Here is a 24,031-nt window from a genome sequence, read left to right on the forward strand (position 1 = left end):
CCCATGCGACGGAACAAAATTATTCGGATAATCGCAACGTTGATGGCCATGGTCATGCTGATCAGCGTCTTGCCACTTCACATCGCGGCAGCGGCCGTTTCCTCAGCGGGAACGACATCCATTAAGAACGGGTTTATCAAGGTAACAGTGGACAATGCAAGTGGGCGCTTCAGCATTCGTACAGAAGACGGCCAGCCAATCCGCAAAAAGGATAACGGCGTGGATATGATCTTTGGTGGAGATAACCCGGAGACGTCGTTCACGACATTCCGCATCAACGGAACGGATCTGATCTTTGGTAATCCGTATAAAATGGCACCGAACTGGACCTCGGAGGTTACACCTCCAAAGGTCGTTACGGGAAATGACGGTACCCAGAGTCTCGTGACCGTATGGACCGTTCAGGGCATTCGTATTAGCCAAGTGATCACTTTGCTTTTGAAGGAAGACAAGGATCAGGGCGGTAATGCGCGTGTTCAATATGTGGTGGAAAATACGACAAATGCCAAGGTAGAGATCGGGTCACGTGTGTTGCTGGACACGTCGGTCGGTGGCAATGATGGCCCGGCCTTCCAGATCGGGCAGAATTATTCCGTTCCACTTACGGTGGAGCGCAAACTGGTTCACGAGCCAGAGAAGCTCGGTTATGACAAAAACGTGGACGAGCAGGCATACAATTTGCATAAACTGCCACCGTACTGGGTGATGCGGGACAAGCTTGATCTGAGCAACCCGCTGGCGACAAATGTCATTGCCTATGGATTCAACAACTTGTTCGAGGGCGGTATTAACATCGTTGATGAAATGGTAGTAGGCCATTGGGCCAATCTCGCCGGAACGAAATGGGAATATGAACCGGACGAGAATCTTGATTTTACGCAGGATACAAATGACTACGGTACAGCCGATACGGCCGTGGCTTTCTATTGGGAGCCTGATACGGTTCAAGCTGGCGCCCAGCACTCGTATGAACTGGTGTACGGTTTGGGAGAGATTGTATCCCCGGAGAAGGTATTTGATGTTCGTTTCCTGGATCCAACGCAGAAATTGGAGACCAATGAGGAAGAGACGGGTTACGTTAATGACGGCGTGTTCGAAGTGAACACGGAGATCGAGAACCTGGAGATGTTCAACACAAACCATAGCCAGATTGATGTGACTCTGACACTGGAGAAAGGTCTGAGCTTTGTGGATGAGAACGGGAAGGAACTCAATGCAACAAGCCAGAAGCTTACCTTCCGCAAGGATGTTCCGCCGGAACAAGCTGCACAGGGCATTGAATTCATTCCGTATAAACCGGGCGAGGTCGTCGCAGCCAAATGGCGAGTGAAGGGTACAGGTAAAGCTTGGCCTTCAACGCGCCAATATATGGTGACGGTGAGCAGCCCGGAGACAGAGAAAAAGCTGGAGACGGCTGCTCAAGAGAGCGAGGGGCTGCCGGAATCGGAAATTCGCGCAATCTATGAATCGTCAAGAGCAGGTTTTATTTTCCTGCCACCGGTTGGCGAATTAAGAGAGACTTTGGTCTACGCCATGTCACCGGAGGAAGCGTACAGCAAGGACGAGAAGTACATCACGCTGAACGTGTCCAATATCGCTGCCTACAATGTTGGTAATGAAGCTACATCTACTGCTGCCAACTTTGACATGTATCTGGTGAACGTGAAGAACGGGGATCGTTACAAAGTGCCAGTGACCCGATCTGTAACATCCCAGCCGCTTGGAAACGGGTTCGCGGGAGATTTGAAGCTGGTGTATCGTGGCGGGGAAAAGGTTAAGGCGGATGGCACAACGCTTGAAGTGCTGAACGACGCGATCTTGCCACTTGGTGAATATGCCGTGCAAGTGGACTATCGGGACAAGTCAATTCCAGAGATGGCTGAAGCGCTGAGCTTCAAGACCGACCAGACTTTTGCCATAACCGAGAACGAAGAGAACCGGGTTCGCAAAGCCGGAATTCTCGCTGTGTATAAAACTAAACTGGACCTAAACGCAGGTGCTGTTGAGAAAGCGACGTTTGCGAGCGTGCTGCCATGGACGTACGGTAACCTGACGGACGCGCAGTTCAAAACAAAGCTGGATCAGGATCGGGCGAGACTGACTGCTGCCAAGCAGGAAATGGTAGCAGCTTCACGCAAGCTGGACCCTGCTCTGGATGTAGCTGGAGCCATCGATGTATCGGCTTCGCCGGTATATGCGGTCCAGACGTTCGAAAATGAAGCAGCATTCGAAACATTCGAAAAAGGACTTGATGATGATACCGAGCAGGAGGTTGTTCTGGAAGTGCGCGGTAAGATTGTGCAGTCCGGTACCGGTGCAAACGCCCAATACACGGTTCAATCGGATACAGAACCTGCGATTCTCAACAAGAGTGTAGCTTACAGCGGGAAAGACCTCACCATTTCAACAGGGAATTTCCCGCTCGCCAAAGATTTGAGAGCAAATACGGACACGCCGTTCTTGCAAACCCTCTTTGTGGGTGGCGACGGTACCCTAAGTGTGGCGAATAGCGGGTTCGTATTCCATTCCGGCGAATGGACCGTTGATTTCTACAACGGATTCGATAAGTCACTCGGAACGGAATCAAAGCTGACGGATGAAGAGCAGGCATGGGAGGAAGGACGCAATCCGGAAGACCCTACCCTGAACGGAACCTTGACTTGGGCTAACGGTATGCTGGGCGATGCGCTCAATCCATACCGCAATCTGCTTGTCTCCTATGTGTACTTTAATAAACACACGTTGTTTTCAACACCTACCTTCTCGCTGAATGGCTTTGGGTTGAAACTCAATGACTTTGTGCTGCGGCAGGATGGTGTGTCCTTCGGTGGTGCAATGAAGATGTTTATTGTAAATGGGGAAGTAAGCAACGTTATGTTCAACCAATCGGGATTCGTGGGCATCGATTCCTCACTGGCGTTTGAATTGGATAATAGAATCGGATTGTTCAAACCGGACTCCGAGGACAGTGTAAAAGGTGGCATCAATGTTACGCACTATAAAGACCCGAACAAATACGGTGTTATGAATTCGTACGGCGTTAACTTCGAGGCGAAACTGGAAAACTTGTTCTCCATTAGTGCGGAACTTGCCTTTAAACGGGTTCCCGACGGACGTATTATTCCAGACGTCATTGCTTTTGGATCGGACCTTCCTGATCCGGGCATCATGATCAATCCAGCTACCAAAATCTCAAGTATTCGCGGCGCAATCCGTGAACTTGCGATGACAATTGCCGGTGGTACCGAGCGCTTGCCACTGACGCTGGAGGCAGGTATCGACATGGAACTGGGTCAGAAACCGGCTGTTTTCTCAGGTAGTGTAGACCTGACGCTCAAAGCTACCGGATTCAAAGTGGTGGGCAAACTCGGCTTTGGTGAAGGCAGCAAAGTCATTCCGATGCTGACGGAAGCACTGGTTCAAACTCAATGGGCCAGCCCAATGTTTATCCGTGCGCGGGCACAGATTGATGTTGGTGGTTGGGATATCATTGTGGGCAGTGCCAGCTTGTTTATTGGTGAGAACTTGGAGAAGGGCCGAGTCGATTTTGAAGGCATGGTCAGCTCTAAAATACAGATACCAAGTTCAGTGCCGGTTGTCGGCGGTTTAGGATTTGGAACTCGTGCAGGCGTTAATAACGATGAACTGTGGGCAGGGATTTCCTTGTTATTCCTCACCCTGGGCATCAAATATTACTGGGGCGGCGGCATCTCGTTTATGACCGATGGATCGGCATTGGATAACGAGGCACTCGCACACCTGTCGATTAATGATCCAGAGCAGGGTCCGCGCCTGTTACAGATCGGAACGGGAATAGAGACGCTTGCCACCTCATGGGAGAATGAGGAGCCTGAGCGTTACGAGATTCGGTATACTGCCGTTGGTGACGGCATCGATATGATCGAGGATAGCTCGCAAAATCTCGGCATTGGCGGCATTCGTACGTCCAATGGAGGGAAAACGCATGTGATCCCGATGAGCGGAGTGACAGGGGATGCGCTCCTTGAATTGGAGTATTTTACAACAACCAGACCTACCCTGACTCTGAAGCGTGACGACGGAAGCACTTACGATATCGTGTACGGAGAAGCAACCGATCGGAACGCAACGGCGTTTGAACAGATTATCAAAGCACCTAAAGAGGGCGATCTGAAGAGTGACGGTACAACAGTGACCAGAAAAGAAGAGCTTCAGGGCACCGATATCCGTCGGATCTATGTTGCCATTCCACAGGAAGACGCGAAAACGGGAAGCTGGACACTGACGTCCAGTCAATCGGTCAAGTCCAAGCTGATGAACATTCCGGTACTTCCGGAACTGTCTTCGACGGAACTTGCAGTAGATCCACAGGATGCGGACCAATTCACGGCAACTTGGACCGTGGACAACGCTTCGCCTGGAGATACGGTTGATCTGTATCTGTCTTCGGACCGTTTACAGGCAACGCCTACACCGGATGAATCCATTGATCCAGGGATCATGATTGCCAAAGGCATCGAGATTGAAAGTGCCGATATTGGTGCTGACGGTCGTGCATCCGGCGAGATGACCTTTGACGTGAAGCAGATTGCGTACCTCGGCGGAGCAGACCTTCGTGGTTTGCTGCAACAAGGCACATATTATCTGCGTACGGAACTGAAAACGGACATGGCATTCTCTGTCTTATCTTCACAAGAAGGGTATACGCTCGTAGATCCGTTTGCTCCGAACGCCGTGCCAGCGGTGGAAACGAGAAGCATCGGTAACGGGCAGTTCGAGGTCTCTTTCCCGGCGATAACCAAAACGGCCGAAGAAGAAGCCGAGGAGTTCACTTATATTCTGACCGCATCAGATGAGCAAGGACATCTGTATGATCCGTTTGGCGAAGAAGGATACAGTGAATCCGACTTGAAAGCCACGCTCAAGGATGGCAAGTATCATGTGACTGTAGGTGGATGGAATGCACTAGGAACGCCTAAGCTGGGTGCTGACGGCAAAGTGCAGCGCAATGCAGACGGCACCATTGCCATGGAGGATAAAGAGGTACGCCATTCCGGACTGGAGCCGGGCAAATCGTATCGTATGGGCGTTACGGTCGCACGCAAACCGGCTTCCGATGAGCAAGCGAATCTTCGTTTATCTACAACAACGTATAGCGGGTCGAAGCTGCTTCCTGCCCCTACAGGGCCAGTGCTTTCGCTCGATAACAAACAAGTGGTCAACAATAAATACGAGGTTGTTACAAGTTCGAAGCAGGTGACCGTGAACGTGGCTTCGAATCAGTCGAACGTTGTTGTAGAGGCTTCGACGGACGATGGTTCGCTCGGTACCACTAACCTTGCAACAACAGACAAGCTGAAGTTCAACTTTGAGGTGGATGGTGTATATGCAGTCCAGCTCAAAGCTCGAAATACTAACACAGGGGATACGTCGGTCACGATGCTGTATGTCACGATGGATACGACGGCTCCGATGATCTATCTGGATTCACCTTCACAAGGCGAACGGGTACAGGGAGGCGTTGCGCTCGTACAGGGTACAACGATGACCGACGCCCAAGTGACAGTTACGGATGCCGATAGTGATCAAGAATTGGCACAGTTCAAACCGGACGAGAACGGAGTCTTTAAACATGAGGTGCCGATTGATGTGAACCGCATGAAGACCCGTCTCCGCATTAAAACCGAGGACGCGGCAGGCAATGTGAACTCTGCGGTTGTCGAGGTGCTGAACGGCGACTTCAAGCTGCCGCGCAGACTGAAACTGGTTATGCCGGAAGAACTTGTTGCTGGTGGAGAACAAGCTGTGGTTCAGACTTATGTGGAGTATACGGATGGGACTCGTGAACTCGCAGATAACGATAGCATCACCTACAGTGTGGTTATGGGTGAAGCGAATGCAGCTGTTCAAGATGATGGTCTTCTCGACGGAAAACGTGTTGGAGCTGCTCTAATCCAGGCAGATTATACATGGCAAGGTACAGAGCTTAGCACGACGGATATTGTATCCGTTGTTGCACCGAAGACGGGAGCTGCACCACCGGATTACATGGATACGATTAAAGCATCCACGATCGGAACGGGCAAAAAGGGAGAGACACGTGTCTCGATCAGCGCTGCCGGACACAAAGGCAACATGGTTGGCAGTGAACTGGCATACCGTATTTTCACGGACCAATCGCAAGTGATGCTGCCAACGTTCGAACAGGATATCAGCGGATGGAATACGCTGCCTTCCGATAAAGTCATCAAAGCAAAACCAGGCGAATGGGTTGTTATCGCCAAACGAACAACGAGTGAGCCAAAACTCACGACAGCATCCTCTGCTGCGGTGAAGGTGAATGAGCGGATCTCTTCAAGCGTGGAACCAAGCGAGCCAAGCTCAGGCGGTAGCAAACCACCGGCATCGAATGTGCCTGTTGGTCCGTTAACGGTGGGTGGTGTAGCCATCAATAGTGCCGTTGGAGGTAAAGACATGAAGATACCTCTGGAATTGGATGCAGTGCAGAAGGATGGATTGTTGCTGGTCGATGTTACGCCAGGCGTAAGTGGTCCAACCGTGGTTGCTCATCCTGTGCGAGAAGCGCTGCTTGATGCAGCCAAGCAAGGACAGCGAATTCGTCTGCACGTTGCAGGCCAACTGGAGCAACTACGCTTCGAACTGGATGCGGATCTGATTAAACAACTCGCTGCCAAAGACATTTCGATGGATCTGGAAAGCGATTGGGGCAGCTACCGTTTGGATTGGAATGCTATAGATCTGAAAGCACTCGAAGCAGCTTTCCCGGCGAAAAAGGCCGAGGATATCAAAGTAAGCCTGAATGTGGGCAAACCGGATCAGGCATACGAACGGCTTGCTGCGAAGCTTGCCAGTGAGGGACGTACGATTCCAAGAGGAACCCCGGTTGCCTTCAACATGACGGCGAGTGACGGTACCAAGTCAGTCGAGATTGATAAACTTTTGAAAATGACAACCAAAGAACTGTACCTGCCGGTTGGAGAGGACGAGCGCTCCGTATCAACCGTGGTCGTTCTTGAGTCTGATGGCAGCTTGCGGCATGTGCCTACTCGCTTCGAAGTGCGGGACGGCCGGATGGTTGCCATCGCAAGCAGCATGACCAACAGCGTGTACTTGCCGATCCGATATGACACTTCGTTTAGTGACATGAAGAGTCACTGGGCAAGCGAAGCGGTTCATGATCTGGCCTCACGTCTGGTTGTGAATGGCGTGTCGACTTCTCGCTATGAGCCTTCGCGTAGCATGACTCGGGCAGAGCTTGCTGCACTGATGGTGAGAGCCTTTGGCCTGAAACCAGATACAGGCGCAAGTTCAACATTCGCAGACGTGAAAGCAGTGGATTGGTACAACGATGTGGTGCAAACGGCAACTGCCTATGGCCTCATGACAGGCTACAGCGGTAATCGTTTCGGTCCACGGGATGCCATGACACGTGAGCAAGTAATGGTCATGCTGATCCGTGCATACGAGATGGCAGGACATACTGCGCCAGCTGTGAGTAGTGCAGCTAATAGCCTTGAAGGTTATACCGATGCATCTACGTTGTCTGATTGGGCCAAAGACAGTGCCGCACGAGCGGTGAAACTGGGTCTGATTCAAGGCAAATCGGCAACGACACTTGAGCCAAAAGCTCCGGTAACTCGTGCCGAGATGGCAACTCTTATCCGCAGATTACTTGTGGAACTGGATTTGCTGTAAACATGAAGTTGTTGATTTGAACTGGAAAAGCCCGAAGTCATTGCGACTTTCGGGCTTTTTTGTATCTTTTTTATGAGAAAGGTTATTTCAATATGTTGTACGTGAATTCATACCCAACCCGTAAATTCCAATATCGACGCTTTTGCAGACTGTGCTTCTGTATGAGCGCCTTTGCGCCAGGCTTTAGGTGATTCGCCCATCAGTTTGGCGAAGCAGCGGTTAAAGCTGGAGATGGATCGGAAGCCAACCTGCTCGGAGATGGACAGGATGGAGGCCTCTGTGCTTTTTAATCGTTTGCATGCCTCTTCAATCCGGGTACTATTCAGAAAATCGAGTGGTGTGGTTCCCATAATTTCATGGAACTTGCGGCGAAAATGCGTTGTACTCAGATGACACAGATCAGCGAGATAATCGATGGTTACGGGCATCATGTAATTTTGGGTGATAAACTCCAGCACGGGTGAGATGACCAAGTCCCCTTGGAGGTCTCGTTCCCGTTCCTGATCCTGAGATGACAAGCGCTCGCTGCTCGCATGAATTCGAAGCAGTTCGATATATAGAGACATCAACAAGCCGTACGCGCTCTCCCGATAATAGGGAGACTGCTGCTTGATCTCTTCTACCACTGATGTTGCGAGCATGTGAATTTTGGGATACTGTTCCTTATTCAGAATACAATTGGCTCCCTGAATCGCCCATAAATTCGGTTCAATGTGAGTTTGTGCTGTTTTGAGCGAATGATGGAAGAGTTCTTCCGGTGAAAAAAAGATATAAGCCCACAGGCTGGCGTTATTAGGTGAACTGTATGTGGTATGCGGAAGGTATCGGGGAATGAAGGTGATGTCGCCTGCCCGAAAAGGCACAGATTCTCCCTTTATCTCCATGATTCCTCCATCGGAATAACAGATGCCAATCTCCATGTGGTTATGGAAATGAAGATGCTCACTCTTGATATCGGATATTCTCCAGCGGTCTCCACTGAGTAACAGGACAGGGAAATCAATGGGCAGGCTGTAGTGACGATATTCAATGACCGGTTTCTTCGGTTTGGGCATGTTCGAGGACTCCTATGTATAAATGATTGAAATTGCACAGTTTTGTTGCGAATATGCTTAGATTGAGACTATTTTACTGCGTACAATGGAATAAGTAAAGCGTTTACAAAAATGGACGGACACCTCTCAGGGCGCACTTGGGGGCGTGTGCGCAGGGAGAGGGGAATAACAATGCTTCAAGTGAAATATGACAGGGAACATATTCTAAACGTAATCGACAGCGTTACCAAGAAAACACTGGATATGGATCTGACATGGGATTGGCCCGGCGGTGTGGCTTATTATGGCGTATCCAGAGCCTATCAGACGACAGGTAACCAAGAGATTCTGGACAGGCTGGTGAAATGGGCAGACGAATATATCGAGCTGGGTCTGCCAAGTTGGACGGTAAATACATGTGCCATGGGTCATGTGCTCATCACTTTATATGAAGAAACCGGAGATCAGAAATATTGGGATATTGTCCTCAGCAAGGTCGATTATCTCCAGAATCATGCGCTTCGCTTTGGAGACAATGTGCTTCAGCATACGGTATCCGTTTCCAATGATTTTCCAGAACAGGCTTGGGCGGATACCTTGTTTATGGCGGCATTTTTCCTGCTCCGTGTAGGTAGTAAATTAAAAGATGAAGCCATGATTCAGGATGCGCTGAATCAGTACTACTGGCATATCAAATACCTGCAAGATCCGACCAGCAGTCTGTGGTATCACGGTTATAACAATATCAACAAGGACCACATGTCCGGATTTTACTGGGGAAGAGCGAACGCTTGGGGAGCCTACACCATGTCTCAGGTGAAACCTCAGCTCAACGACTGGTACTTGTATCCCCAATGTATGGATGTAGAGTGTGCACTTCGCGATCAGTTGGCGGCTCTCAAGCTGGTGCAGACCGAGAATGGCTTGTGGCGTACGGTTTTGGATGACGAAGAATCATATGAAGAGGTGTCGGCTTCCGCGGGTATTGCAGCAGCCATGATCAATAACGGCAATCCACTGCATACCAAATACGTGCAAAAGGCACTGGAGGGCATCCTGAACAATATTAGCGAAGATGGACGCGTGCTTGGTGTCTCTGGCGGTACGGCGGTGATGAAAGATCGGGATGGTTATCGCAATATTCCAAAAGACTGGATTCAGGGCTGGGGTCAGGGCCTGGCACTCGCTTTTCTGTCCGATATGTTGAGATAGGGAGGGAACCACATTGTCCAAACCAACCAAAGGCTCCTTTACACTACCGGGAGAATCCGGTTATGAAGCACTGACGCTGGAACTTGCCGATCGCTGGGGTGCCGATGTGATCCGTGACAGTGACGGTACAAAATTGTCCGATGAGATTATCAATGCCGGATACGGCATCTATTCAACCATTTGCATTATTCGTGATCATAATGAGTGGGCATCCCGTAATCTGGATAAACTGCAGCAATGTTTTCTCATTACGAATCCTAAGGTCGCTGTGCAAGATTATGTCTCCATCTATCTGATGGAGGACTTCTTCGCTGAACAATTCAGGGTGAATGATTCCAAAGAAGCGTTTAAATATTGGCAGGTGTATGACCGAACGACTGGGGAAGAGGTACCTAGAGGACAGTGGAATTATGAAAGGGAATCTGGCAATGTTGTCATTACCGGCGTTGCTCCTTGGCATAAATACACGGTGAGTTTCATGGTTTATCGGATATGGGAAGAGATTTCCATGTACAACCATACGACGAATAACTGGGACAAAGAGCATCTGATGCAGATTGACCCGATCTATACCGACACACAAACCTATTTGCTGGATTGGATGGAAAAGTGGTGCCAAGACCACCCGGAAACAACGGTTGTACGTTTTACGTCCCTATTTTATAACTTCGCCTGGATCTGGGGCAGTGATGAGCGGAATCGCCATCTGTTCTCGGATTGGGGTTCATACGATTTCACAGTAAGTTCGAGAGCGCTGGATCTGTTTGCTCAAAAATTTGGGTATTCACTCTCAGCCGAAGATTTTGTAAATGGCGGTAAATATCAGGTCACTCATATGCCTGCGGATCAGCGCAAACTGGACTGGGTGGCATTTATCAATGATTTTGTAATTGAATTCGGTAAGAAATTAATTGATATTGTCCACAAACATAACAAGCTGGCGTATGTCTTCTATGATGACAGCTGGGTGGGCATGGAGCCGTACAATGACCGCTTTGAGGAGTTTGGATTCGACGGCATGATCAAATGTGTGTTCTCCGGTTATGAGGCTAGAATGTGCTCAGGTGTTAAGGCTGATACCCATGAGATTCGCTTGCATCCCTACTTGTTCCCAGTTGGCTTAGGTGGGCTTCCTACCTTCAAGGAGGGAGGAGATCCTACCCTGGATGCGAAGAAATATTGGATTAATATCCGGCGTGCGCTGCTGCGTGAGTCGATTGACCGGATTGGACTGGGTGGATATTTGCATCTGGTTGAGCCTTACCCGGACTTTGTGGATTATATCGAGAAGATTGCCCATGAATTCAGGGAAATGAAAGAGCTGCACCAAGAAGGAAAACCGTATCAGATCAAAACAAAGGTAGCCGTGCTGCATAGCTGGGGCAAGTTAAGATCGTGGACCTTGTCCGGTCATTTTCATGAAACGCATATGCATGATCTGATCCATGTGAATGAGGCATTAGCCGGGTTGCCTGTTGACGTGCAGTTTATTGATTTTGATGATATTCGTCAGGGCGCATTGAAGGATGTAGATGTTGTCATTAATGCCGGCTCTGCAGGTTCAGCATGGAGCGGTGGAGAGCACTGGAGTGACCACAAGTCTGTGGACTTATTGACCCAATGGGTATATGAGGGTGGTACCTTTATTGGCATTAACCAGCCTTCGGCATTGGACGGGTATGACAGCTATTTTAGAATGGCTCATGTGCTTGGGGTGGATGAGGATACAGGCGCCAGAGTTGTTCATGGAAAATGGTCGTATGAGGTTAGTGATGAGTATGGTTTGGTGCCTGAGGGGGCCAGCATACTTTCGAAAAATAACATTTATCTTACTGATGGATCAGCAGTTGTAGTGAGTGAAACGGATGGTCGGATCACACTGTCCACACATGCTTTTGGAAAAGGAAAAGGGATCTACCTGCCTTCCTTCGAATTCAGCTGGGAAAATACAAGACTACTTCTGAATTTGATTCGATTTGCAGGCAATGAATTCCATGAAACAAAGTACATCACGGATAACTTGTATACCGAGTGCGCGTACTACCCTGAGAGCAACATATTGGTTGTGATCAATAATAGCGATCAGGTTCAGTCCACGACGATTGATACGGAGCATGGAAAACAAACCATGGAATTAGACCCGTATGATACGGTGATCACCAAAATTGGTTTAACAAAATCGGTATCCCCATAGAATAATGATTAATAGACCGTATTCCTTAACCAGGGAGCGGTCTATTTTAGTTATGAGTTGAATCAATTTCATTAACGTATATATTGCGGATCTTACTGTATAGTGCTAACACTATCTAGTAGAATATGTATATAAAGATAGGGATCATGAGCCCTACTATATTATTGTTTTTATCTATTCAAAGGAGAGAGTCCCTAATGTACAGTTATAAAATGTTGGACAAGATCAGCATGCAAACACTCCATCAAGCGTTTGTGGACGCGTTTTCCGACTACCAGGTTAAAATGGATTTGCCTTTTTGGAAGTTTCAGCAAATGCTCCAACGAAGGGGTTATCAACCCGAAATCTCTATGGGAGCCTTTAAGGATGAGAGACTGGTCGGATTTGTTATCAATGGACTTCGAAACTGGAATGGAAAGCCAACGGCATATGACCTTGGGACAGGCGTTGTAAAAGATTGCAGACGGCAAGGCATTACAAGCGATTTGCTCTTGAATATTCAAAAGCTGTTAAAAGAAAAAAATGTAGAGCAATATTTGCTGGAAGTGATCCAATCCAACGAATCTGCAGTTCAGCTGTACAGTAAACAAAACTTCAAAATTCAAAGGGAATTTTCATGTTTCCAGTTGCAAAAAGATCAATTCATTCCGCAAACGACCTGCACGGTGGAATGTGTGAAGAGAATCGATGTGGAACAGTTTAAGGAATTTTGGGATGTGGAGCCCTCCTGGCAAAATTCAATTGATTCCATCTACGCTGTACCGGAGGCTTTTATCTATGTGGTAGCACGTCAGGATCACAGCATTGTTGGTTATGGCATTATAGATCAAAAAACAGGTGATATTCCCCAGCTTGCAGTGAACCAAAATTACCGGGGCAAAGGTATTGCAAGCAGCATCCTGACAGAGATGGTCCAACGCACAGAATCGCCTAGAATCAGTGTCCTCAATGTGGAGTCTCATCTGAAACCGATGCAAGATTTCCTCCTGGTCAAATCAGGTTTTGCATATCATGTGGGCCAGTACGAAATGCTCTTGAAATTATAACGAGATACCCGTTTCGACTTAAGATCAGATCGAGTTCATACGAAAATATGTGGGGTGTTAGTGTCTGTCTTGTTGGGCCAGTTGAACGGGAGGTTGATTAAAGGCTTCCCGGAAATCTTGGATTGCAGTATCCAACCCATCCTGTACTCGTTATAATAATGTTGATATATGACATGGTTAGAGGAGACAAAGACATAACATGAGCCGAAAGACATACTGTAAGCGCATTCAGTTTCTGGATGATTGGAGTCTCAAAACCAAGTTGTACATATTGTTCATTTTTTGTGTGCTGGTCCCGGTCCTGGTCACAAATACCGTGTTTTACCAAAGTATCAAAGGTAACATTGAAGAGAAGGAGCATAGCCGATTCAATGAAATGCAGCAAAGGATCAAGTTCAACCTGCGGAACAGTATAGACAATAGCTTGTATGTGTCCAATTTTCTCTATACCGATGGAACGCTGAACCGGTTCATGGAGTTCAAGTATCGCGATCAGGAAGACTATTACTCTGCCTACTATGATATGCTTAGCAACAACAATCTGGTCAGGTACTATTACAGCTACCAGCAGGTGAATCAAATTACGTTTTATGTTGGCAATGATACCTTCGTCAATGGAGGAAACTTCATTAAGCTGGATGATGAGGTGAAGAAAAGTGATTGGTATCAAGCGTTGATGAACACGAGTGACCATATCATGATCTATTCGTATTTTGACAAACAGCAGGCGGAGATGTCGCAAAGTCAGGGAGGACGCAAAGTAAGCATTATTCGTAAGCTGGATTACTTTGGGGAGCAGCAGGTTGAAAAGGTGTTAAAGGTTGATCTGGACTACGCTTTCATCAACAAATCGCTTAAAAATGAGGGAGCAAATGGGAAGGTGTATGTCGTTTCGGATGGCAGGGTCATTTTCTCGAACGATTCAAAAATGAATCAGACGCGCAAGCCATTTCATCTAATTGCGAACAGTCCAATTGACCCTGTTCAATCCATGCAATCGATTCCCGTCGTATCGGAGGATTGGCAGATTGTCGTCAGCACGGAGAAATTGGACGTTCTGTCGGAGATTGTTAATTCCAAGATTAATTTGACTTTGCTGATCATTCTTAATCTGTTGGTGCCCACACTGCTGATCTGGCTGATATCCAGATCACTGGTCATCAGAGTTGATCGAATAGCAAAGCACCTGGATCAAGTGAAGCATGAGAAATTTGAGGTGATATCGGGACCTGTGGGCAAGGACGAGATCGGCAGCCTGACCCATAGTTATAACATGATGGTCATCAAGATCAAGAACCTCATTGAGATTGTGTTTAAGGGTCAGGTGGAGCGGCAAGCCCTTGAGCTCTCCAAGAAACAGGCGGAGCTGAAAGCCCTTCAGAGTCAGGTGAATCCCCATTTCATGTTCAACACGCTTGAAACGATCCGTATGCGGAGCTTGATCAAGGACGAGCTTGAAACCTCCGATGTCATTCATAAACTGGCACTGCTGTTACGTCAGACGATCAATTGGGGCGACGATCTGATTACAATTGCAGAGGAAATCAATTTTGTGGAGAGTTATCTGAGTATCCAGCAGTATCGCTTTGGTGAAAAGCTGCAATTCGCAATCCGGATCACAGACGAATCCATAGCTGCCATGATGATACCAAAGCTCACCGTCCTCACCTTTGTGGAGAATGCTTGTATCCATGGCATTGAGGGGACGTCGAATAATGGGGTCGTGGAGGTATTATTCGAAATTCGAAGCAAGGATCTGTACATTTCCATTCGAGATACCGGAGTCGGTATGGATCAGGACAAGCTGGCCTCGCTCCGCAAAATGATGCAAGACCCGAGTATGGATCGGATGAGCGAGCTTAGCAGCATTGGTATGATGAATGCATATATTCGGCTGCGGATGTATTTTGATGATTTTGTTCAGGTGCACATATTCAGTGAAAAGGGGAAGGGAACAACGATTGGCATTCAAATTCCTCTTATGCAGGCATCTCAAGAATAAGGAGCGAGGATATGATCAACGTGCTGATTGTGGACGATGAGCCATTTATTCGCCAAGGACTTCTATTGTTAATTGATTGGGAGTCTTACGGATTTCAGATTTGCGGTCAGGCTTCCAATGGCATGCAGGCATTGGAGTGCATTCGCGCTATGCAGCCCGATCTGGTGATTTCCGACATTAAGATGCCGGAAATGGACGGATTGCAGCTTGCCCAAACCTTGTACGAGCAATATAGCGGTGACATCAAGCTGATTCTTCTAAGTGGATTCTATGAGTTCGGATATGCCAAGCAGGCAATTAAATACCAGGTAGATGACTATATTCTCAAGCCTATTGTGAAGACCGAACTGGTTCAGGTGCTTGAGGAGTTCAGGGTCGCATTTAATGCGCGGACGGAAGAGAAGCGATATCAGCAAAAAAAAGATCGGATTATTATGGCTCAGCATATGCAGTCAATTTTGCTTGGGGTGGCTGAGGAGGATGCTGTTACGAGTCTGCAGCCCCACTATCAAGATGCCGGCATACTGCGTTGCATCCTGATTGAGGCGGAAGCTGGTCCAGAACAGGGAACGGATTGGTGTGCTCGGGTTGAGGCATGGGTGGGCAAGCCCTTTCCGGGACAAGTTTTGAAGCCGTTTACAGGTGATAAAAATGCGGTTTTGCTCATTGTTACGGACCTGATGGTGAACCGTGAGGGAGTGGCCTTGGAACCATATTTGACCCGATTACATGCCGAGCTGAGCCAAGGCCAAGAGGCGGCTATTGCTTGTTATGTTGGGAAGGAAGTACATAGTTTGGAGGCGCTGCATGAGTCTTATCAATCCTGCGGCATAATGAAAAGCTTACGTTTCTTCACCACTTCTGGGCCCATATATTACTTTGAGCTTATGGATACGAACCTATTTATTAATCGGCCGGGACAGTCCGAAAAACAATTGTTCGATGGGCTAATTAAGTCTATTGAGGAACAGCAGACGGATGAGCTTTACAGCCATGCAAAGGCGATTTTTCAATTTTTTCTGGATGAGAGAATCGAGCCTGGTATGGTTCGAATCCACTTGCATTATTTGGCATACACTTTGCTGGATCTCGTGAATAGCGATACGGCCACTCCAGATTCCGGGTTGATGGAATCGACATTTCTGAAGGTGAACTTCGCGATGTTATCTATGGAGGAAAACATTGATCATTTATGCGAGTTCTCGCTCATGTGCGCTGAGAAACTGAAGGAGCAGCAAAAGTCGAATGCAATGGGCGTATTAGCCAAAATCGAGGCCTTCATTCACGAGCATTACAGAGAGAATATCAGCCTAAAATTACTGGGAGAGCAGTTTTACATGAACAGTGCATATCTGGGACAGATTTTCAAAAAGCATTACTCGATCAGCTTCAGTGATTATTTGAATCAATTGCGTATTGAGGAAGCCGCCCGGCTGTTGCGCAGAACAGATCAAAGAGTATACGAAATTGCAACAATGGTGGGATATCGGGACTCCGATTATTTTATTAGCCGGTTCGAGAAACTCATGGGGGAGACTCCTGCACAATATCGTAAAAGTGCCCATGCTGCGTACTCTCTTGATTCAACATCCTGTACTCCTTGACGGAGTGGCGGGATATTTTTTTTCGCAGATACTGGAATTAGTGGGATGCCAACTATAGTTTATCCCGTTGAGAGGGGCATGGAAGCATGATAATTTTAAGTCAGCCTTTGGAAAGCGCTTTCCAAAAAGCTTCTGTCAATATAATCGATGGAGGGGTCATGATGAAAAAGGATGTTAGAAAAAGAATCAAGTATAGTGCTCTGCTCGCTTTAATACTGGTCATCGCACTCACTGGATGCACACCGGGATCGTCCTCGAAAGGGGAAAAGACAGCAGATGGAAGGGAATTGAAACAATTTTCCGCATTTTTTGCCGTACCAGGAAAAATTGCGCCTGACGATAATCGGGTGTTAAAGGCTATTGAGGAGAAAACAGGCGTCAGAGTCACGATGGACTGGCTTACGGGCCAAACAGCCAAAGAGCGGATTGGTGTACTCATTGCAGGCGGCGAATATCCCGATTTTATCGATGGGAGTGATGGTACTCAACAACTGGTAGCAGCAGGGGCATTAGTACCACTTGAGGATTACATCGATAAATATCCAAACATCAAAAATTACCTGGGCGAAGACTGGAAGAAGATGAAAAATACGACGGATGGACATATCTACTTCATTCCTCAATTCGGCAATATACAAGAGAAATCGATGAAAGTATCCCATGACGGAGAAGCGTTTTGGATTCAGAAGGCCGTACTGGAGTGGGATAATTATCCGACAATCAAAACGCTTGACCAATACTTTGACTTGATTGAACGGTACAAAGCAGCTCACCCAACCGTTGATGGTCAGCCAACAATTGGATTTGAAATTATCTCATATGACTGGCGTTATTTCGCACTGGAGAACCCTCCGCTCTTCATGGCTGGTTATCCGAACGAAGGCGCAGCCATCGTTGATAAAGAAACGCTGACGGCCAAAAACTACAATACTATTCCTGAAGCGAAAGCATACTTCAAGAAGATCAATGAGGTATATCATCAAGGCCTGGTCGATAACGAAACCTTTACAGCAAACTATGATCAATATATCTCCAAAATTTCAACCGGACGTGTGCTGGGCATGGTGGATCAAGGATGGCAGTTCCTTGACGCCGAGGCATCACTCGTGAAGCAAAAATTGTATGACAAAACCTATGTACCGTTGTCCATTACACTCTCCGAGGACGTTAAAGGACGCTATCAGAACAATCCCATCCTTAACGTAAATGGCGGCTTGGCTATTACCAAGAGCTGCGAGGATATCGAGGGAGCACTTCAATATATTAATGATTTGCTGGACCCTGAGATGGAAGTATTGAGAACCTGGGGACAGGAAGGCGTGGATTACCAGGTTGATGACAAAGGTGTGTTCTCCAGGAATGAAGAGCAACGTGCAAATTCCAAAGATCCGGACTGGGTGCTGGCGAATACGGGAAGCCCTCTGGTCTATTTCCCTCATCATGAAGGCATGACCGCTGACGGGAAGAATGCCCTTGACCCTAAAGAGCAGCCGGAGGAATACCTTGCCACATTGAATGACATTGACAAAAAAGTGCTGAAGGCCTACGGATTCACGAAATTTACCGACTTCCTTGAGCCTGCGGAGGAAAATGAACCGTGGTTCCCAATCTATACCTATAATTTCGAACCAAATAAACCGGAGACCATTGCCAGACAGAAAATGGACGATGTAAAACGCAAATGGCTGCCAAAAGTGATTATGACTTCACCTGCCGAATTTGATAAAGCCTGGGAAGAGTATCAAGCCACACTCAAGGAAAGTGCAGATATTAAAGCGTATGAAGATGCGCTGACGGAAGAAGTCCGCAGACGTATGGAACTGTGGGGGTAAAGGCCTGTCACACAGAATGGCTATGGGGAACCCCGTAGCCTTTCTTACACACTATATAAGTTGAATTAATCATTTGCACGATAACGGAGAGGACAGAAAAAACCTGAAAAAGCGAAGCGGTCGCCTTTATCACCGGATTTTCCCTTTAGGAAAAGGGAATCAAAAAAATCTGGGGATAACAGCGATTGGAAGGTTATTCTGTCATCGTAGTGTCAGTGTAAATAATCTTTAGTTCAACTTATATAGATTGGGAGATTGGATAGGAATGGAATCGATTCATCCAGACTGGATGATATAGATAAACTCGTAAGCAAGGAGAGAAAAAACATGGCCAAAAAGGAGTTGCAGCCTTCGTTAAAAACCAGCCATATCCCAGCGGGAACAAGCTGGATCGGGTACAACCTGTCCAGAATGAAAAGTCAGCGACAATTAATGTGGATGTCATTTCCGTTTATTGCGTTTATCGCTATTTTTGCGTATGGACCATTATGGGGCTGGTTGATGGCGTTTCAGAATTATAGACCGGGCATTGGTTTTATGGAGCAGGATTGGGTGGGGCTGGATCATTTTCGAACGTTATTCACGGACCCTACATTTTTACGTGTCATTCGCAATACGCTGGCGATGAGCCTGATCAGTCTGTTTCTGGGATTTGTCGGCTCGATTGGTCTGGCGCTGTTATTAAATGAACTGCGAATGGTATTGTTCAAACGTGTGGTACAGACAGTTTCCTACCTTCCACATTTCCTGTCGTGGATCATCGTAACAGGTATCGTTGCAAATGTATTGTCAACGGAAACAGGAATTGTGAATGTACTGCTGACGAAATTGGGCCTGATTGATGCACCGATCAATTTTTTTGCTGAACCCAAATACTTCTGGGGGATTGTGGGTCTGTCCAGCATGTGGAAGGAAATTGGCTGGGGCACGATTATTTATCTGGCGGCCATGGCGTCGATTAATCCGAGCTTGTACGAGGCAGCTTCCATCGACGGAGCCGGGCGGTTTCGCAAAATGTTCAATGTCACGCTTCCAAGCATCAAACCAACGATCATTATCCTGCTCATCATCAACGTTGGTAACGTACTGAACGCAGGTTTTGAGATTCAATACTTGCTGGGGAACGGACTTGTGCAGGATGTATCCGAGACAATCGACATTTTTGTTTTGAAATACGGGATTAATCTCGGTAACTACTCACTTGCCACCGCAGCAGGCATTTTCAAAAGTGTGGTCAGTCTGGTGCTCATATTTATCGCCAACGGGATTGCCAAGTCTCTTGGTGAAGAGCGATTGATATGATAAGGGGGCAGAGCTGTGAAGCGATTTAGTAGAAAACGAAACTTGGGAGATTCTATTTTTTCCATCACCAATGGCATATTTATGTTGCTTGTCATGGTTGTTACGTTATATCCTTTTTTAAACACTATTGCCGTATCTTTCAATAACGGGCTGGATACGATCCGCGGGGGGATCTATCTCTGGCCGAGGGAATGGACGCTGCAAAATTACGTCTCCGTATTCCAGAATCCGAATCTGACACAAGCCGCATTTATTTCGGTTGCCAGAACTGTGGTAGGAACGGTTGTACAGCTGTTCTGTACAGCCATGCTGGCCTATGTGCTGAGCCGCAAGGAGTATATGTTTAACAAATTGGTCACGACACTGTTTGTCATGACGATGTATTTCAGTGGCGGCTTAATTCCGGGATACATGCTGATCAAACAAGTGGGGCTGCTGAACAGCTTCTGGGTATACATTATTCCCGGGTTGATCGGGGTGTTCAACATGATCGTCATTCGTACCTACATTCAGGGACTGTCGGAGGGATTGATTGAATCCGCGAAGATGGATGGAGCCGGAGATTTTCGGATTTTCATGCGTATCGTGCTTCCCCTATCCAAACCGGTTCTGGCTACGGTTGCACTGTTTATTGCTGTAGGTCAGTGGAACTCCTGGTTTGACTCCATGTTGTACACGGCGGGAAATCGGAATTTGACCACCTTGCAGTATGAACTGATGAAATTGTTGTCCTCTGCGACCTCACAGGGGGGAACCGTCAACGTGGATTCATTCAAAAATGTAACCAACATGGTGACGCCTGTTTCCATTCGGGCAGCAATCACGGTTGTGACGGCAATGCCGATTGTTTTACTGTATCCGTTCTTGCAAAAATACTTTGTGACTGGACTAACCATTGGAGGGGTAAAAGAATGAAAAATGCAAATCAAAGCGAACAATGCACGTTTAACAATCCGATTATGCCCGGGTTTTATCCAGATCCGTCCGTATGCCGGGTGGGTGAAGATTTTTATCTGGTGACATCAACATTTGCTTATTTTCCTGGCGTTCCTATCTTTCAGAGCCGTGATCTAGTGAATTGGAAACAGATTGGCAATGTGCTGGACCGTCCTTCGCAATTAAATCTTCAGGGAGCAGGCCATTCACAGGGGATATTCGCTCCAACGCTTCGGTATCATGAAGGCACTTTCTATATGATTACAACCAATGTATCACATGGCGGTAATTTTGTTGTAACCGCTACCGACCCGGCTGGGCCATGGTCAGATCCTTATTTTATTGAAGGCGCAGAAGGCATAGACCCTACGATTTTCTTTGATGACGGCAAAGCGTATTACCTTGGTACACGTCCTTGCTCCGAGGGAGTTCGTTATAATGGGAACTGGGAAGTGTGGCTGCGGGAGTTGGATCTGGGCAGTATGAAGCTGGTGGGAGACAGTTACGTTCTGTGGCGCGGGGCGATGGTGGATGTCATCTGGCCGGAAGGCCCGCATCTGTATAAGATCGATGAATATTACTATTTATTGATTGCAGAGGGAGGCACAGGACCAAACCATGCCGTGACCATTGCTCGTAGCAAAAGTTTGACCGAAGGATACGTCGGGAATCCGAATAATCCAATCATTACACATCGCCATTTGGGTAAACGTTACCCTGTTGTTAATGTAGGACATGCCGACTTGGTGCAGGCTGAGAACGGTCAATGGTTCATGGTCATGCTGGCTTCGCGTCCATATGGAGGGAGCTTTAGTAATCTGGGGCGGGAGACGTTCCTTGCTTCTGTCGTTTGGGAGGACGGATGGCCTGTTGTCAATGAGGGCCGCGGAATCCTGGAGGAGCAGGGCACGTTGGATTTGGAGCCTGTTCCGGTAGAGCCGCAACTGCGTTTTGACCATTTTGACAGTGATAAACTGGGCTTGCAATGGATGTTCCTGCGTAATCCGCAGGAAGACTTGTATTCATTAACTGAACGAAAAGGATACTTGCGACTGAAGCTGAAACCGCAAACATTGAAGGAAAAAGAGAATTCCAGCTTTGTCTGCCTACGGCAGAGGCATATGGATTACGTGGCGGCTACAGCGATGGAATTTGTGCCTGGGAATGCAAACGAAACGGCTGGTCTTGTCGTCATTCAGAACGATCAGTACCACGTACGGATTGAGCGTGCTCTGGCCGAGAATGAGCATGTGCTGCGTGTGGTGACCGTTATGGATGGTCAGGATACCCACATCGCGCAAATCGCGCTGGATGATGAAGTATCACGAGTGTATATCAAACTGGCGGCGACAGGTCAGCAACTCAACTTCTATTACAGCACGGATGGAAGTCAGTATCATCTGGTGGCGGAACAGGTGGATACAAGCAGCCTGAGCACCGAAGTAGCTGGTGGTTTTGTTGGCTGCTGTATCGGAATGTTTAGCAGCAGCAACGGTACTTCATCTGATCAGGTAGCGGACTTTGACTGGTTTGAATATGGTTCATATGATAATTAGATGATAGAATAACAGCAAGAAAGCTCAATCCGGTGGCTGTAGTCCAGGGATTGAGCTTTTTTTTCGTTCTTTTTGCCAAAGGGAAAACTGTGGGGGAGAGCGGGACGCGTTACTGCTTATTGATTAGTTTCATATATTGAGTTTTTAATGATGTTAACTATTTTACGCTGAGCATCCCTGGCTTCCGGAATCGGATAGAGGACAAAGACATGGTTCATTTTGGGGTAAACGTACGTTTGGTGATCGATTCTTTGATCCGTCAGCAGTTTGTCGAGCTTCATATTATCAGGAAACAAACCCTCGTGGGTCCCGATAAAGATGCTGATTTTGCCCAAACCGGCGAAATCTCCGTAGATTGGACTGATTAACGGATCGTTCAACGGTTTGTCAGCTGCCCAGATCCGCCGAATGACATCATACCCTTCCACAGCGAGCATAGGGTCGCGGGTTTCGTAATCGAATATGACCGGATTGTCCAGCACCATATCCACACAAGGTGATAACAAGATGAAATCTTTGGGCTGTGGGAGATCATGCATCTTCAGATAATGGGCCAAGGCAAGGGAGATGTTCCCGCCTGCGGAATCGCCCATAATGGTGAGTTGTGCCGAGTCGTTCACGGAGGCAAGGAGATCCCGGTATAGATTGAGCAGTTTCGGATACGTGTGCTGATAATTAAAATGCGGAACCTTTGGATAGATGGGAGCAATAACTTTGGCATTCAGAGCCTGAGCCATGCGGTCCATGAATTTCCAGTGTAAAGACAGTGGCTGATGTGTATGCGCCCCGCCATGAATGTAGAGAATGACCTTCTGTTCACGGGAATGCTGATCGTTTAATGTAAATACCTGCATGTCTTCATAGGATCGCTCTTTGATGGAAGATGACAGTTTGGTTTTACCCAAGGTATAAGGTTTAATGTTTTCCAAGCCCATATGATCCAGGTGTTTGCGGGCAAGCTCGCGTGTTGAAAAAAACTTCTTGGTATCTAACGTTCCGATATATTTCTCGAATAGAAAGCTCGTCAACGAGCGTTTATGGTTATGGATATACATGTTCATTGAGGAATCACCCTTCCTGATGGAGATCAGATATAAGATCTGTGGAGACTATAAGTAAAGTATAAAGGTTGAAGTGTACTTCAAGGTCAATCTTAATTTTTCCGTCAAACCGTTTACGGTTAGAGTAAAGCATGGTACCCGTTCTATGTTATGATATTTGCATCTTCAAAAGTTCGATTGAAGGGGCATAGCGTATGAATCAGAGCATACAACAGTTTAAAGCGGATTTTTTCAAAGCGTTGGCACACCCGATGCGAATTCAGATTCTGGAGCTGCTGAGTGAAGGAGCCAAGAATGTGAATGAACTGCAAAGCATTCTGGGATCGGAAGGCTCTGCCGTTTCACAGCAACTGGCTGTATTGCGCAGCAAAAACGTTGTCCACGGAATCAAAGAAGGGACAACCGTCACTTATTCGCTGCGTGATCCGCTGATTAAGGACCTGCTGGCAGTCACCAAACAGATTTTTGACAATCATCTGGTTGATGCCATTTCCATGCTGGAAGATATTCGTAAAGAGTCCTGACACAATAAACAAGAGCAACTGGATGTAATCACC

General features: G+C 47.4%; 13 protein-coding genes. 11 read left to right on the top strand and 2 right to left on the bottom strand.

Features of this window, described 5'->3' with window-relative positions:
• Positions 1-3: 3 nt before the first annotated feature.
• Positions 4-7,695: an S-layer homology domain-containing protein gene (locus tag V6669_RS04055; protein ID WP_338590918.1), complete on the top strand. Its 7,692-nt coding sequence runs from the start codon at positions 4-6 to the stop codon at positions 7,693-7,695.
• Between the two features lie 107 nt (positions 7,696-7,802).
• Here the strand turns inward: V6669_RS04055 and V6669_RS04060 are convergent, their stop codons facing one another.
• On the bottom strand, positions 7,803-8,750 hold the full coding sequence (locus tag V6669_RS04060) for an AraC family transcriptional regulator (protein ID WP_091038862.1): 948 nt from the start codon (positions 8,748-8,750) through the stop codon (positions 7,803-7,805).
• A 171-nt stretch (positions 8,751-8,921) separates the two neighbouring features.
• Here V6669_RS04060 and V6669_RS04065 point away from each other — a divergent pair, with 171 nt between their 5' ends.
• The 9 genes from V6669_RS04065 (at position 8,922) to V6669_RS04105 (ending at position 22,413) form a co-directional block, all read left to right on the top strand.
• A complete protein-coding gene (locus V6669_RS04065) occupies positions 8,922-9,941 on the top strand; it encodes a glycoside hydrolase family 88 protein (protein ID WP_289391162.1) in 1,020 nt (339 codons plus the stop codon).
• Positions 9,942-9,954: 13 nt separating this feature from the next.
• Entirely contained in the window at positions 9,955-12,135 is a 2,181-nt protein-coding gene (gene gnpA / locus V6669_RS04070) for a 1,3-beta-galactosyl-N-acetylhexosamine phosphorylase (protein ID WP_338590922.1), read from the top strand.
• A gap of 197 nt (positions 12,136-12,332) precedes the next feature.
• Positions 12,333-13,181 carry a GNAT family N-acetyltransferase gene (locus V6669_RS04075; RefSeq protein ID WP_338590924.1) on the top strand — a complete coding sequence of 283 codons (849 nt, stop codon included), beginning with the start codon at positions 12,333-12,335 and terminating at the stop codon, positions 13,179-13,181.
• Positions 13,182-13,380: 199 nt separating this feature from the next.
• Positions 13,381-15,183, top strand: a complete 1,803-nt coding sequence (locus V6669_RS04080; protein ID WP_338590926.1) for a sensor histidine kinase — start codon at positions 13,381-13,383, stop codon at positions 15,181-15,183.
• Positions 15,184-15,194: 11 nt separating this feature from the next.
• Positions 15,195-16,787 carry a response regulator transcription factor gene (locus tag V6669_RS04085; RefSeq protein ID WP_338590928.1) on the top strand — a complete coding sequence of 531 codons (1,593 nt, stop codon included), beginning with the start codon at positions 15,195-15,197 and terminating at the stop codon, positions 16,785-16,787.
• 158 nt (positions 16,788-16,945) lie between these two features.
• Positions 16,946-18,619 (top strand): extracellular solute-binding protein, encoded by a 1,674-nt coding sequence (locus V6669_RS04090; RefSeq protein ID WP_338590930.1) that lies wholly within the window; start codon positions 16,946-16,948, stop codon positions 18,617-18,619.
• A 327-nt stretch (positions 18,620-18,946) separates the two neighbouring features.
• Positions 18,947-19,921, top strand: a complete 975-nt coding sequence (locus tag V6669_RS04095; protein WP_249913521.1) for an ABC transporter permease subunit — start codon at positions 18,947-18,949, stop codon at positions 19,919-19,921.
• Positions 19,922-19,936: 15 nt separating this feature from the next.
• On the top strand, positions 19,937-20,836 hold the full coding sequence (locus V6669_RS04100) for a carbohydrate ABC transporter permease (RefSeq protein WP_338590933.1): 900 nt from the start codon (positions 19,937-19,939) through the stop codon (positions 20,834-20,836).
• Positions 20,833-22,413 (top strand): glycoside hydrolase family 43 protein, encoded by a 1,581-nt coding sequence (locus V6669_RS04105; protein WP_338590935.1) that lies wholly within the window; start codon positions 20,833-20,835, stop codon positions 22,411-22,413. Before V6669_RS04100 ends, V6669_RS04105 begins: the two co-directional genes overlap by 4 nt.
• A 116-nt stretch (positions 22,414-22,529) precedes the next feature.
• On the opposite strand, the gene V6669_RS04110 is transcribed toward V6669_RS04105, so the two are convergent.
• Complete coding sequence (locus V6669_RS04110; RefSeq protein WP_338590937.1) at positions 22,530-23,474, bottom strand: alpha/beta hydrolase; 945 nt, start codon at positions 23,472-23,474, stop codon at positions 22,530-22,532.
• 194 nt (positions 23,475-23,668) lie between these two features.
• Between V6669_RS04110 and V6669_RS04115 the strand changes: the two genes are divergently transcribed.
• Positions 23,669-23,998, top strand: coding sequence for a metalloregulator ArsR/SmtB family transcription factor (locus tag V6669_RS04115; protein WP_017690603.1), 330 nt, complete (start codon positions 23,669-23,671; stop codon positions 23,996-23,998).
• The last annotated feature ends 33 nt before the right edge of the window (positions 23,999-24,031 follow it).

This window comes from Paenibacillus sp. Y5S-9, from assembly GCF_036894235.1.
Lineage (GTDB): Bacteria > Bacillota > Bacilli > Paenibacillales > Paenibacillaceae > Paenibacillus.

Excerpts from the sequence above, each read along its gene's own strand:
- V6669_RS04055 (WP_338590918.1), top strand. The coding sequence starts at position 4 with ATGCGACGGAACAAAATTATTCGGATAATCGCAACGTTGATGGCCATG.
- V6669_RS04060 (WP_091038862.1), bottom strand. The coding sequence starts at position 8,750 with ATGCCCAAACCGAAGAAACCGGTCATTGAATATCGTCACTACAGCCTG.
- V6669_RS04065 (WP_289391162.1), top strand. The coding sequence starts at position 8,922 with ATGCTTCAAGTGAAATATGACAGGGAACATATTCTAAACGTAATCGAC.
- V6669_RS04075 (WP_338590924.1), top strand. The coding sequence starts at position 12,333 with ATGTACAGTTATAAAATGTTGGACAAGATCAGCATGCAAACACTCCAT.
- V6669_RS04080 (WP_338590926.1), top strand. The coding sequence starts at position 13,381 with ATGAGCCGAAAGACATACTGTAAGCGCATTCAGTTTCTGGATGATTGG.
- V6669_RS04085 (WP_338590928.1), top strand. The coding sequence starts at position 15,195 with ATGATCAACGTGCTGATTGTGGACGATGAGCCATTTATTCGCCAAGGA.
- V6669_RS04090 (WP_338590930.1), top strand. The coding sequence starts at position 16,946 with ATGATGAAAAAGGATGTTAGAAAAAGAATCAAGTATAGTGCTCTGCTC.
- V6669_RS04095 (WP_249913521.1), top strand. The coding sequence starts at position 18,947 with ATGGCCAAAAAGGAGTTGCAGCCTTCGTTAAAAACCAGCCATATCCCA.
- V6669_RS04105 (WP_338590935.1), top strand. The coding sequence starts at position 20,833 with ATGAAAAATGCAAATCAAAGCGAACAATGCACGTTTAACAATCCGATT.
- V6669_RS04110 (WP_338590937.1), bottom strand. The coding sequence starts at position 23,474 with ATGAACATGTATATCCATAACCATAAACGCTCGTTGACGAGCTTTCTA.
- V6669_RS04115 (WP_017690603.1), top strand. The coding sequence starts at position 23,669 with ATGAATCAGAGCATACAACAGTTTAAAGCGGATTTTTTCAAAGCGTTG.